This is a genomic window from Algibacter pectinivorans (genome assembly GCF_900112595.1).
In the GTDB taxonomy this organism is placed as follows: Bacteria; Bacteroidota; Bacteroidia; order Flavobacteriales; family Flavobacteriaceae; genus Algibacter_B; species Algibacter_B pectinivorans.
In genome coordinates, this window is record NZ_FOMI01000011.1 from 62263 (window position 1) to 74778 (window position 12516).

General features: G+C 33.2%; 13 protein-coding genes. 3 read left to right on the top strand and 10 right to left on the bottom strand.

From position 1 onward, the window contains the following. Positions 1–2 precede the first annotated feature (2 nt). From BMY96_RS14415 to mazG, 6 genes are all read right to left on the bottom strand, one after another. Complete coding sequence (locus BMY96_RS14415) at positions 3–1202, bottom strand: glutamate-5-semialdehyde dehydrogenase (RefSeq protein ID WP_092853429.1); 1200 nt, start codon at positions 1200–1202, stop codon at positions 3–5. Positions 1203–1215: 13 nt separating this feature from the next. Beyond that, on the bottom strand, positions 1216–1986 hold the full coding sequence (gene proB / locus BMY96_RS14420; protein ID WP_092853431.1) for a glutamate 5-kinase: 771 nt from the start codon (positions 1984–1986) through the stop codon (positions 1216–1218). 1 nt (position 1987) lies between these two features. After that, positions 1988–2794 carry a pyrroline-5-carboxylate reductase gene (gene proC, locus BMY96_RS14425; RefSeq protein WP_092853433.1) on the bottom strand — a complete coding sequence of 269 codons (807 nt, stop codon included), beginning with the start codon at positions 2792–2794 and terminating at the stop codon, positions 1988–1990. 27 nt (positions 2795–2821) lie between these two features. Then, positions 2822–3013 (bottom strand): hypothetical protein, encoded by a 192-nt coding sequence (locus BMY96_RS14430; RefSeq protein WP_092853435.1) that lies wholly within the window; start codon positions 3011–3013, stop codon positions 2822–2824. A 17-nt stretch (positions 3014–3030) separates the two neighbouring features. Beyond that, positions 3031–3486 carry a GNAT family N-acetyltransferase gene (locus BMY96_RS14435; RefSeq protein ID WP_092853437.1) on the bottom strand — a complete coding sequence of 152 codons (456 nt, stop codon included), beginning with the start codon at positions 3484–3486 and terminating at the stop codon, positions 3031–3033. Positions 3487–3812: 326 nt separating this feature from the next. After that, the gene (gene mazG / locus BMY96_RS14440) at positions 3813–4589 is read right to left on the bottom strand and encodes a nucleoside triphosphate pyrophosphohydrolase (RefSeq protein ID WP_092853439.1); all 777 of its coding nucleotides are present in this window, start codon (positions 4587–4589) and stop codon (positions 3813–3815) included. Positions 4590–5133: 544 nt separating this feature from the next. Between mazG and BMY96_RS14445 the strand changes: the two genes are divergently transcribed. After that, on the top strand, positions 5134–5805 hold the full coding sequence (locus BMY96_RS14445) for a hypothetical protein (protein ID WP_139205269.1): 672 nt from the start codon (positions 5134–5136) through the stop codon (positions 5803–5805). A gap of 83 nt (positions 5806–5888) precedes the next feature. Here the strand turns inward: BMY96_RS14445 and BMY96_RS14450 are convergent, their stop codons facing one another. The 4 genes from BMY96_RS14450 to BMY96_RS14465 all read right to left on the bottom strand — a co-directional run bounded on the left by BMY96_RS14450 (position 5889) and on the right by BMY96_RS14465 (position 10764). Continuing rightward, positions 5889–8159: an aconitate hydratase gene (locus tag BMY96_RS14450; protein ID WP_092853443.1), complete on the bottom strand. Its 2271-nt coding sequence runs from the start codon at positions 8157–8159 to the stop codon at positions 5889–5891. A 194-nt stretch (positions 8160–8353) separates the two neighbouring features. Then, positions 8354–9073 carry a lysoplasmalogenase family protein gene (locus BMY96_RS14455; protein WP_092853445.1) on the bottom strand — a complete coding sequence of 240 codons (720 nt, stop codon included), beginning with the start codon at positions 9071–9073 and terminating at the stop codon, positions 8354–8356. Positions 9074–9145: 72 nt separating this feature from the next. Continuing rightward, positions 9146–10321, bottom strand: a complete 1176-nt coding sequence (locus BMY96_RS14460; RefSeq protein WP_092853447.1) for a GlmU family protein — start codon at positions 10319–10321, stop codon at positions 9146–9148. Positions 10322–10512: 191 nt separating this feature from the next. Further along, positions 10513–10764, bottom strand: a complete 252-nt coding sequence (locus BMY96_RS14465; RefSeq protein ID WP_092853449.1) for a type B 50S ribosomal protein L31 — start codon at positions 10762–10764, stop codon at positions 10513–10515. 229 nt (positions 10765–10993) lie between these two features. Here BMY96_RS14465 and BMY96_RS14470 point away from each other — a divergent pair, with 229 nt between their 5' ends. Together BMY96_RS14470 and BMY96_RS14475 are read left to right on the top strand one after the other, a co-directional pair. Beyond that, complete coding sequence (locus BMY96_RS14470; protein WP_092853451.1) at positions 10994–11527, top strand: DUF4199 domain-containing protein; 534 nt, start codon at positions 10994–10996, stop codon at positions 11525–11527. Positions 11528–11565: 38 nt separating this feature from the next. After that, positions 11566–12513, top strand: a complete 948-nt coding sequence (locus BMY96_RS14475) for a glycosyltransferase family 2 protein (protein ID WP_092853453.1) — start codon at positions 11566–11568, stop codon at positions 12511–12513. The last annotated feature ends 3 nt before the right edge of the window (positions 12514–12516 follow it).

A 12516-nucleotide genomic window follows, 5' to 3' on the forward strand; every position in this document is an offset into this window, starting at 1 on the left:
TATTATACACGAACGTGGCCATCGCCAAACACATAATACTTATTTGTTACCAATTCTTTAAGCCCTAAAGGCCCTCTATGGTGTAATTTATCTGTACTAATAGCCAATTCTGCTCCAACACCAATTTGTCCGCCATCGGTAAATCGGGTCGATGCGTTTTGATATACAACGGCACAATCAACCTGTTCCATAAAGGTTTTAGCTTGAGCTTTTTCTGTGGTCATTATAGTAGCCGAATGCCTTCCAGAAAAGGCATTAATTTTCTCTATAACTTCAGTAATAGAATCTACAGTACCAATACAGCATTTCATTTCTAAAAACTCCTGATACCAAATTTGAGTATTGTCAATACTTTGTTCTTCAGGTAACACCGTTTTGGTAACCTCATCTACTAAAACCTGAACTTGTTTTGCCTTTAAGATGGTGTTTAGTTCCTTTATTTTGTTGCTATAATCCGGAAGCTTACTACTTACTAATATCTTATCAAGAGCATTACAAGCCGAAATTTTATCGGTCTTAGCATTTAAAATAACCGCTATGGTCTGTTTCCAATTGGCATGCTCATCCACATACAAAAAGTTATTTCCGCGTCCGCTAACCAAAACTGCACATTTGGCATGTTCCTTTACAAATTTTATTAACTGCTCACCGCCTCTTGGTACAATTAAATCTAAAGGTTGGGTAGGCTCTTTTAAAAAGGCTTGTGTTTCTTGCCTATTCATGGTTAACATTTGAATATAATCTGTAGTTAAACCATTATCTTCAAGTGCTTTATGCCATAATTTTACAATAGCTGTATTACTATGTACAGCCTCTTTTCCGCCTTTAAGTAAAATTTTATTATTCGCTTTAAAAGCAAGTACTGTAGCTTCAACAGTAACATCTGGTCGAGATTCATAAATAATCATAATAGTACCAAAAGGTGCTGTTTTATTAATTACTTCCAAACCACTTTGTAAGGTATTTTTACTTATAATTTTATTAACAGGATCGTCCTGTGCTTTTACCTCTTTAATTGCAGTAATCATACCTGCAACCTTTTTACTATTTAAAATAAGGCGATCGTACATGGCTTGATCCTCATTATTAAAAGCCTCAATATCTTTCTTATTCGCTTTTAATAAGGCATCTTGATTTTCCTCTAAAAGGGCAATCATACTTGTTAAAACTTTATTTTTTTTATCTTCTGATAATAATTCCATTTTCATATTTTTTTTACAATGATACTTTGGTACCAACCATTTTTCCGTCCATAATATCAATTATAACATTATCTTTTTTTCCGTTGGCAATAAAGGTTGGAATATTATTTGCCGCCGCTTGTTGGGCATAATCGAGTTTCGATCCCATGCCGCCTCTACCTTCGCCATCTTTTTTATTGGAGTCTTTTATATACTTATCCAAATCTTCGGTAGGATCTACATTTTTAATTAAATCGCTGTTATCTTCTTCTGGGTGCCCATCGTAAAGGCCATCTATATCGGTTAAAATAATAAGTTTATCGGCATTTAATAATTGCGCTATTAAACTCGCTAGCTCATCATTATCAGAAAACATAGACATGGTTACAGACACCGCATCATCTTCATTAGCGACAGGAATAACACCTTCTGCAAGTAAGCCTTCACAACAATTAATCATATTTTGTCGATGTACTCCAGGGCTAAAATCGCGTTTTGTAGGCAGCACTTGGGCACACTTTAAACCATAATCATGAAAAATATTATAATACAAACGCATCATTCTTGGTTGTCCGATAGCAGAATACACCTGTCTACGTTGTGTTTTGTCTTTTATGTTTGATGTACCTAGAACCTCCTTTCCTGCAATTACAGAACCCGAAGACACTAAAATAGTCATAATACCTCTTTCGTGTAATTCGGCTATTTGCTTTACTAAACGCCTTAAAACAGGTCTTACTATTCTATTATCTCTGTTGGTCATTACATTAGTACCAACTTTTATAACTATTTTTTCTTTATACATTTTAGTATTCTTTTCCTAATTCTACTGCCCGACTAAATGCCGCAAAAGCAGCTTCTTTAATTAATTCGTTTACATTATTATCTTCCATAGAATCTAATGCAGCTCGTGTTGTTCCACCTTTTGACGCTACTTTTTCCATCCAAGAGTTTGGCGATAAATTAGATTGATTAAACAGCTCTACGGCACCTGTAAACGTTTGGCTTACCAACACCGTTGAATCGGTTTTGGAAAATCCCATTTGCATTGCTGCTTCCATCATACTTTGCATAAAGTAAAACACATATGCTGGACCACTTCCTGAAATTCCTGTAGAAGCATCAATCAAGTTTTCATTAGATACACGAACAGATTTTCCTGTGGTATCCAATAAACTCTCAACGGTAAGCATTTCAATTCGAGACACCTCTGGCGATGTTACATAGGAGGTTAAACCCTTACCAATTTGCGCTGGTAAATTAGGCATAGCTCTAATAACTTTATTTAACCCCGTTATATCTTTTATAGTCGATATGGTTACACCTGCCATTATAGAAATGATAATTTGCTCGGGCTTAACAAACCCCTTAATAGCTTTAAAAACAGTTTCGGCATGATAAGGTTTTACAGCTATAAAAATGATATCGGCCTTTGGAACACAATCACCCAATTCGCTAAAGGCATCAAAGTGTGATATCTGGTTTAAGGCTTCCATTTTCTCTTCAGACTTATCTAAAACCATAATGTTTCTCTTTTTTAAGAGTTTAGATTTCGACATGCCTTCTGCATAAGTAAGCCCCATGTTACCCGCTCCAATTACTAGTACTTTCATTATTTATATATTTAGTTGATAAAAAAATTAAACAAACAAGAAACAGTCCTTACAGTCTTTAACTTCACCGTAGTAAGTTTCTCTGTATTTATGTAAGGTTTTAATAGGTAAGCCTAACAAATATTTTTTAACGTATGTTACTTTAGTGGTGAGTTCTCCCATTTTAATACTGTGTCTTTTTTCTACTTTTGTTTCTCTCTTAACTTGAATTAATTTCATGTTTAACTTTTAATGATTTATTTGTTTAGAAAGGATAATCTATCCAATCGTAATTCTATATTACGGGCTTTGAACCCTTGTTTTTGGAATAATTTTATAACAGGATCGTTAATATTTATATGTATTGAAATTTCTCCGCTACAATAATCAATAGTGTGCTTAATTAATGCTTTAGCAATACCGCTTTGTCTGAAACCTTGTTTTACAGCAAGATACACAAGAATATTTTCGGATAAATACTCATTCATGCCGGTTCTATTTACTACCACAACACCAAGTATATCATCGTTTTCTTGCATAATAAAAACATATCCACCAAGTCCAGGTATTTCTTTGGCAGCGTACTTAATTGCCTTTGTAATAGCACTTTTAGAGTCTTTAAACTCACCAGCATTTTCGTGTATAAAGTTTGTTATACGATTAATATCCATAAAGGATAGCCTTGTAAAGGCATCGTAGGTTTTAATAGTCATTTAATCCGTATTTTAACATCTAAAAAAAAAAGATGTTACAGTAAAAAAGTATAACAGGACGTAGGGCTAGTTTTAAGGTAAAAACAGCTCTAGCAATTTGTTATATTAAAGAAATTAGTAAAACTCCTGTTTAAGGATTACTTACGTAGTAGGAGGAATGAATTTATCGGACTGATTTCTAAAAACCAGAAAATTAAAGTTGAAGATTCGTGTATTTCGCTTTTCATGTATTCCTTTTCCCATGGTGCAAAAATACACAAATAGCCTCTAACCATCAAATGTATAGTGTTAAGATAATACCAACAAAACACACTAAAACGTTATAGTTACTGCATTGTTTTGGCTTCTTCCCAAAAAATATCCATTTCGGCAAGTGTCATGTCTTTTAGGGGTTTATTTAAATTTTTGGCTTTTTCCTCTAAATATTGAAAACGTTTAGAGAATTTTTTATTAGTACGCTCTAAAGCATTTTCTGGATTAATATTTAAAAAACGCGCATAGTTTACTAAGGAAAACATGACATCGCCAAACTCGCTTTCCATTTTATCGGCGTCTTTAGCTTTTACTTCTACCTGAAACTCGTTTAACTCCTCCTCTACTTTTTCCCAGACTTGCTCAGGTTTTTCCCAATCGAAACCAACACCTGCTACTTTTTCTTGAATTCTGTTGGCTTTTACTAATGCTGGTAAACTTTTTGGAACGCCTTCTAAAACACTAGATTTCCCTTCTTTAAGTTTTAAGTTTTCCCAGTTGCGTTTTACATCTTCTTCATTTTCAACTTTTACATCGCTATAAATGTGTGGGTGTCTATGTATTAGTTTATCGCAAATGGTATTACACACATCGGCAATATCAAAATCTTTGGTTTCGCTTCCTATTTTAGCATAAAATACAATGTGTAATAACACATCTCCAAGCTCTTTTTTAACTTCGTCTAAGTCTTTATCTAGAATGGCATCTCCAAGCTCGTAAGTTTCCTCAATGGTAAGATGGCGTAAGGTTTCCATGGTTTGTTTTTTATCCCACGGGCATTGTGCTCGTAACTCGTCCATTATGGTTAATAACCTATCGAATGCTTTTAATTGATTTGCTCTAGAATTCATTTTTGATGTTTTTTCAAAAATACAATTTTGATGTTTTTAAATTAGAAATAATGTGCTCTATATTAGTTTTAGTGATTTTACTTATACTTGACTCCGTTAGAAAAATCAATTAACTTGGTTTAACGTGGGATATAAAATTTTAAAACGATTTTGATATCTACTTAATATAAACGAACCACTCCAACGAAAATCCAACTCATATTGCAAAATCAAAGCTAGATAATACCTGCTTCAGGGATTTAAATGCCATCCCATAAAAAAATGGTAGGTTATATTTTAACTTTAAAGTAAATAATTATTGATAACCACATTGCTAGATCCTCGAAAAAACTTTTTATAAACGATTTATTTGCTGGCTGTTTGCTACTCAAGTTCTAATTTGTTATAAAACCTCCTTAATATATCACTCTACAATTAGAATATACCTACAAAACTTTTTGTTTCTATATTATTTTTTTGTATATTAATTCTGATATAGTAATTTTGCACTGCTAATATAATTCTCTCATATATATAGTTTTAGTTTAAAAACTTTTAATTAATTATGATGAAGAACGTATTACTTTTTATCCCTCTATTTTGTATTACAAATGGAATATTTGCGCAAATTGGTATAAACACAACTTCACCAACCGCAACCTTAGATGTTAATGGAACCTTTAAAATTAGATCGACTATTAAAGAGGTTGATATAGGTGTTATACACGACTCTATTTTAGTAATATCTAAAACAGGTACTGTTAATACCGTTCCTGCTCCAGATATCATTAATGTTGCCCTTCCTACTGTAGTAAAGGCTTCTTTTACAGGCACAGGAAATATTAATCACTTATTAAGTATTGGTAGCTCTAAAATAATGTTTGATGATGTAGAGGTTGATAATAATAATGAGTTTGACCCCGCGACCAATACTTTTACAGCTAAACAAGACGGCATATACGCCATAAACGCTCAAATAAAACTAAATGCCGTTATTGGCGTAAGTACAGACTTTGGTTTAGGTATTTATAAAAACAATGTTTTAATTGCTGAACATCGTTTTACGAGTATCGTGGTTTTGGGCGTTCAGGTATCTTCGCCTATACGATATGTTAGCACGACAGTGGATTTAGTTGCTACTGATACTATAGAATTTAGAATAACATCTACGTTACCTAACGTGGATATACTTGGTAGTGATACGGAAAGCTATTGCTCGATTTACCAATTAAGATAACAGCATGACTGAAATAAAAAAGCCATTTCATTACTTAAATGAAATGGCTTTTTGCATTAATATTATAATTTGTTATTGCTTAATTAAGCATTATTTTCTTTTTTAATTAAATTAAGTGCAGAACCTTCGTTATACCAAGCAATTTGAGCTTCGTTATAGGTATGGTTTAATTTAATAAGATCTTTAGATCCATCCTCATGAACCGCCTCTAAGGTTAATTGTTTATTAGGTGCAAACTCATTTAAATCGATAAAATTAAAGGTATCGTTTTCCTGAATTAAATCGTAATCGGCTTCATTATTAAAAGTTAAGCCCAACATACCTTGTTTTTTAAGGTTTGTTTCATGAATACGTGCAAACGATTTTACAATTACTGCAGCGACACCTAAATGTCTTGGTTGCATTGCGGCATGCTCTCTAGAAGACCCTTCGCCATAATTATGATCGCCAACTACTACTGTTTTTATACCTGCTTTTTTATATTCGCGCTGTACATCTGGTACTCCGCCATAATCGCCAGTTAATTGGTTTTTAACAAAGTTTGTTTTTTGGTTAAAGGCATTTACTGCTCCAATTAAAGTATTGTTTGCAATGTTATCTAGATGCCCACGGAAACGTAACCAAGGTCCTGCCATAGAAATATGATCGGTAGTACATTTACCAAAGGCTTTAATTAAAAGTTTAGCACCCGTAATGGAGCTTCCTAGTGGTGTAAAAGGTGTTAATAATTGTAAACGCTCTGAATCCTCTTTTACAGAAATTTGAACATGACTACCATCGGCTTCTGGCGCTAAATACCCATTATCCTTAACTTCGAAACCTTTTGGTGGTAACTCCCATCCCGTTGGCTCATCGAACATCACCTCTTCGCCGTTTTCGTTAATTAACTTATCGGTTAAAGGATTAAAATCTAAGCGTCCCGCTACGGCAATAGCTGCTGTTATTTCGGGGGATGCAACAAAGGCATGGGTGTTAGGGTTTCCGTCGGCACGTTTAGCAAAGTTTCTATTAAAAGAGTGTACAATACTATTTTTTGGTGCGTTTTTAGGGTCGCTATATCTAGCCCATTGCCCAATACATGGCCCACAAGCATTGGTGAAAATTTTGGCGTCTAACTTTTCGAAAATTCCAAGAATACCATCGCGTTCTGCGGTGTAGCGTACTTGCTCTGATCCTGGATTAATACCTAATTCTGCTTTTATTTTTAAACCTTTATCTAAGGCCTGTTGTGCGATTGATGAAGCTCTTGATAAATCTTCGTAAGATGAATTTGTACAAGACCCTATTAATCCCCACTCTACTTTTATTGGCCAATCGTTAGCTTTTGCTTTTTCAGTCATTGATGTACCTACTTCTGTAGATAAATCTGGAGTGAATGGTCCGTTTAATAATGGCCCTAACTCTGATAAATTGATTTCTATAACTTGATCGAAATATTGCTGTGGGTTTGCATACACTTCAGGATCTGCAGTTAAATGTGCTTTAACCTCATTTGCAGCATCGGCAACATCTGCTCTATCTGTAGCACGTAAATAGCGTTCCATCGACTCATCGTAACCAAATGTAGATGTGGTAGCTCCAATTTCTGCTCCCATATTACAAATAGTTCCTTTTCCTGTACATGACATAGCTGTTGCTCCTGGTCCAAAATATTCAACAATAGCGCCTGTACCTCCTTTTACGGTAAGAATTTCGGCTACTTTTAATATTACATCTTTTGGCGCCGTCCAACCGGAAAGTTTTCCTGTTAACCTAACACCAATTAATTTTGGAAATTTAAGTTCCCAAGCCATACCTGCCATAACATCTACGGCATCTGCGCCTCCTACTCCAATGGCCACCATTCCTAGTCCACCGGCATTTACGGTGTGCGAATCTGTACCAATCATCATTCCTCCTGGAAATGCGTAATTTTCTAAAACGACTTGATGAATAATACCTGCTCCTGGTCTCCAGAAACCAATACCGTATTTATTAGAGACCGACTCTAAAAAGTTAAACACTTCACTACTTACGCTATTAGCATGTTTTAAATCTTTTGCCGCACCTTCTTTTGCTTGAATTAAATGATCGCAATGTACCGTTGTTGGTACAGCGACTTTAGGTTTTCCTGCTTGCATAAACTGCAATAATGCCATTTGAGCTGTTGCATCTTGACATGCAATGCGATCGGGTGAAAAATCTACGTAATCCTTACCTCGGGTAAATGCTTCGGTAGGTGAACCATCCCATAGGTGTGTGTATAATATCTTTTCTGATAATGTTAGTGGTTTCCCAACAATATTACGAGCTGTATCAACTCGTTCTGTCATTTTAGCGTAAACCCCTTTAATCATATCAATGTCAAATGCCATAAATTTTATTTATTTTTTGATTATTCTACAAGTACTCAATATACAAAATAAAGCTTCTTACGCCAAGTGTATATCCTGTTAAAGTTTCATTAAACTTATGGATTGTAAAAAGCAGAGAGAAATTTATTTTTTTTAAAGAAAAAACTACAAATAAAGTGTCCTACATATAGGATTGGGAAGTATTTCAAATTTTATTATGACTTGTCATTAATTACATCCTCTGCAGTAGGCTCAAAATTAGTCTCTTTAACTATACCTAACACTATAAAAAGCTGTGATAAACCATAAAAAAGCATAACCGCAATGTTTTGAAAAGGTATATCGCTATCATAAAAGGAAACCAACGCTGCTAAAGTATCGGACGCTAAACCCAAAAATACGCCAACAATAACTAGGGCGTAACTATGAGTGTCCACATAATCTCGACGTAAAAACGCGAATACTACAAACAGCGTAGAGATAAAAAAGTAAAATAATGTTGGAAAGAAAAAATTATCTAGATTATCATTAATTAAATACATAACCAGCATCATTAGTAAGAAACAAAAAACAAGTGCTGGTGTAATTTGTTTTACCCTAAAGTCGCCTTGATTAGAAAACCTAAATACATAAAATAATTTAGCTAAGCCAAAAGAAAAAATAGCGAAAATGTAATATAATTCTATTTGATATAAAATAAAAAAGATGTCGCCTATAAAGAAAAATAATAAAGCTACAGTCATAAAAAACTGTTTTACTCTTGAAGTCTCTTTGTGGAAGAAGCTATAATAGCCTATTAATAATATGGATAGCGAACTTTTGGAAATATAACGAAACACAGAAGCATCCCAATTAATTTTGATAATTATATCAATTATCAGGGCTATTATAAACAACAAAGAAAAAACAACTGTTTCCTTACTAAACTTTAACATTCAAAAAAATATACTACTGCAATGTAGGTTTTTTTTTGTTAAAACCAAAAAGATAGTTTTTTATAATTCTTATTAATAACGTCTAAAGCGCTTTGTTTCTTCAAAAACATGCTCTAAGATCGCTTTGTCCTGTTGGGTAAATTCAACATTACGTCGTTTCATAACAATAGGTGCCACCTCAAACGCCTTTTTTGTTAAATAGGTTGAAAAACCACCGTTACCACCCCAACTAAAGCTAGGTATAAAGTTTCTAGGAAAACCACTACCAAAAATGTTAGCACTTACACCCACAACTGTCCCTGTATTAAACATGGTATTGATGCCACATTTACTATGATCGCCCATTATAAGTCCACAAAACTGTAAGCCCGTTTTAGCAAAACCTTGTGATTGATAATCCCATAAACGTACTTCGGCATAATTATTTTTTAAATTCGAATTATTAGTATCGGCACCTAAATTACACCATTCGCCTAATACCGAATCTCCTAAAAAACCATCATGACCTTTACTAGAGTACCCAAAAATAACCGAATTACTAATTTCGCCACCAACTTTACTGTAAGGCCCAACAGTTGTTGCCCCATAAATTTTTGCTCCTAATTTAATAACAGCGTTTTCGCAAAGCGCTAATGGACCTCTAACAATGGCACCTTCCATTATTTCGGCATTCTTTCCTATATATATTGGACCTTTACTAGCGTTAAGTGTTGTAAATTCTAATTGTGCACCTTCTTCTATAAATATGTTTTCTGGAGCTATAATGTTATTACTAGCAGGAATAGCCTGTGAAGTTCTGTCCTTTGTTAATAAACTAAAGTCTTGTTTAATAGCTTCATCATTTTTAGAGAAAATATCCCAAGTATGTTCTATTTTTAAAATATCCTGCTGGTATTCTATACAATCAAAATCATCAAAATTAATATCATCTTGCTCTTCAGTAGCAAAAAATGCTATTAATTCTTCATCTTGAAAAATGGCTTGATTTTCTTTTAAACTAGTAATAGCTTCAACTAACTCTTGGTTGGGAAGACATGATGCGTTAATCATAATGTTTTCTTCCAGTTCTACCATTGGATATTTTTCAGACAAATAATCTTCGGTTACCGTTGTTGTTGCAGTGCCTAAATACATTTGCCACTTTTCTCTAATGGTTAAAATTCCAACACGAATATCGGCCACTGGTCTTGTAAATGTAAACGGTAACAAATTGTTACGTGAAGGACCATCAAATAGAATGTAATTCATTTAAAGTTTTAGTTAAAAGTTAGAAGCTTTACCTTCAAACTTACAATTTATACCAAACAAACTTAATTTCAACTTATTAAATTCGTTCATTGTTACTTTTTTACCCATGTTAGGTAACAAAATTAAAGTTGTAAAAATAAAAAAGCCTCTCATTACAGAAAGGCTTTTTAAAAATATATTTTAGACTAAACTTATTTTTTAAATTTAGCATATTTGTTTTTGAACTTGTCAATACGACCAGCTGTATCTACTAATTTAGATTTACCTGTGTAAAATGGATGAGATGTTCTAGAAATCTCCATTTTTACTAATGGATATTCAACACCATCAACCTCAAGAGTTTCATTAGTATTTGCTGTAGACTTTGTTAAAAACACATCGTCATTAGACATATCTTTAAATGCTACAATTCTATAATTTTCTGGATGTATACCTTTTCTCATCGCTAAATGCTTTATTTATTACTTTCAATTTTGGAAATGCAAATTTAGGTATTTTTTATAAATGCGCAATACTTTTTCCCTTTTTTATTTCAATTTTTAATCCCTTGGCTTTCAAATAAAAAAAGAAGCTAAAATTACCATTCAAAATATAATTCTTTTCCATTAAAAATGTAACGTTTTACTATATTTGAATACCAACTAGAAAATAACTTAGGTAAATAAAACTATTATGGAAAAATTTTTAAAGTCCATTGCTATAAACCACGGTCTATATTTGGGTATCGCATTAGCAATATTAACAGTTACAGCTTATACTATTAGCTTAGATTTGTACACCAAAATTTGGTTTGGTTTAACAATTTTAGCGCTTATAATAGTTTTTGGTATTATTTCGGTATACAAAACTAAAATTGCAAATGGTGGTTTTTTAAGTTTTAAAAACTCTTTTGTGTCCTATTTTATAACCATTTTAATCGGACTAATAATAAGCACTGTAATAAGTATTATTATATTCAACATTATAGACCCTGAAGCGGCTACTGTAATCCAAGAAAAAGTAATGGTTTCGCAAATAGAGCGATTAGAAGCTTATAACGTGCCTGTGGAAGTTATAGATGAAACCATGAAAAAGATGGAAGAGCAAGGCAATATGTTTTCTATTGGTAATGTTTTTCAATCTTTAATATTTCAAATAGTTGGTTTTTGCGTTGTGGGACTTATTGTTGCAGCGGCAATGAAAAAAAATAACCCAGACGACGTTTAAATTCCTTAATTTTGAAACTTATTTTGAAACTATTCTAGATGCATATATCTGTAGTTATACCACTACTAAACGAAGAAGAATCTTTAACCGAATTACACGACTGGATTGCAAAAGTTATGCAATCTGAAGCGTATACCTACGAAATTATTTTTATTGATGATGGTAGTACAGATGATTCTTGGAATTTAATAACTAAGCTTTCTCTTAAAAACCCATTGGTAAAAGGTATTCGTTTTTTAAAAAATTTTGGAAAATCTCAAGCACTTCATGCTGGTTTTAACAAAGCCAAAGGCGATGTGATTATCACAATGGATGCCGATTTACAAGATAGTCCAGATGAAATCCCAGAGCTTTACAATATGATTGTTAAAGATGGGTACGATTTAGTTTCTGGTTGGAAAAAGAAACGCTATGATTCTATTATTGCAAAAAACCTGCCGTCGAAACTATTTAATTGGGCAGCTAGAAAAACATCGGGGGTAAAACTTCACGATTTTAACTGTGGCTTAAAGGCGTACCATAAAGATGTGGTGAAAAACATAGATGTTAATGGCGAAATGCATCGCTATATTCCAGTACTATCAAAAAATGCTGGTTTTTCAAATATTGGAGAAAAGGTAGTACAACATCAAGCCAGAAAGTATGGTGTTACAAAATTTGGTATGGATCGTTTTGTACACGGCTTTCTAGACCTAATTACCATTTGGTTTTTATCCCGCTTTGGCAAACGCCCCATGCATTTATTTGGCGCCCTAGGATTTATTATGTTCGCTATAGGTTTTGGTTTTGCGCTATACTTAGGCATAGACAAACTATTTATTAATAGAGCTGGCAGACTTATAACACAACGACCACAGTTTTATATTGCACTTTCTACCATGATTATAGGAACGCAATTTTTTGTAGCAGGCTTTTTAGGCGAGCTTATTTTAAGAAATAGAACAGACAAAAAAAGATACACCATTAAAGACCAATTAAATATATAATTA

Excerpts from the sequence above, each read along its gene's own strand:
- mazG (WP_092853439.1), bottom strand. The coding sequence starts at position 4,589 with ATGAATTCTAGAGCAAATCAATTAAAAGCATTCGATAGGTTATTAACC.
- BMY96_RS14450 (WP_092853443.1), bottom strand. The coding sequence starts at position 8,159 with ATGGCATTTGACATTGATATGATTAAAGGGGTTTACGCTAAAATGACA.
- proB (WP_092853431.1), bottom strand. The coding sequence starts at position 1,986 with ATGTATAAAGAAAAAATAGTTATAAAAGTTGGTACTAATGTAATGACC.
- BMY96_RS14415 (WP_092853429.1), bottom strand. The coding sequence starts at position 1,202 with ATGGAATTATTATCAGAAGATAAAAAAAATAAAGTTTTAACAAGTATG.
- BMY96_RS14475 (WP_092853453.1), top strand. The coding sequence starts at position 11,566 with ATGCATATATCTGTAGTTATACCACTACTAAACGAAGAAGAATCTTTA.
- BMY96_RS14460 (WP_092853447.1), bottom strand. The coding sequence starts at position 10,321 with ATGAATTACATTCTATTTGATGGTCCTTCACGTAACAATTTGTTACCG.
- proC (WP_092853433.1), bottom strand. The coding sequence starts at position 2,794 with ATGAAAGTACTAGTAATTGGAGCGGGTAACATGGGGCTTACTTATGCA.
- BMY96_RS14465 (WP_092853449.1), bottom strand. The coding sequence starts at position 10,764 with ATGAGAAAAGGTATACATCCAGAAAATTATAGAATTGTAGCATTTAAA.
- BMY96_RS14435 (WP_092853437.1), bottom strand. The coding sequence starts at position 3,486 with ATGACTATTAAAACCTACGATGCCTTTACAAGGCTATCCTTTATGGAT.
- BMY96_RS14455 (WP_092853445.1), bottom strand. The coding sequence starts at position 9,073 with ATGTTAAAGTTTAGTAAGGAAACAGTTGTTTTTTCTTTGTTGTTTATA.
- BMY96_RS14470 (WP_092853451.1), top strand. The coding sequence starts at position 10,994 with ATGGAAAAATTTTTAAAGTCCATTGCTATAAACCACGGTCTATATTTG.
- BMY96_RS14445 (WP_139205269.1), top strand. The coding sequence starts at position 5,134 with ATGATGAAGAACGTATTACTTTTTATCCCTCTATTTTGTATTACAAAT.
- BMY96_RS14430 (WP_092853435.1), bottom strand. The coding sequence starts at position 3,013 with ATGAAATTAATTCAAGTTAAGAGAGAAACAAAAGTAGAAAAAAGACAC.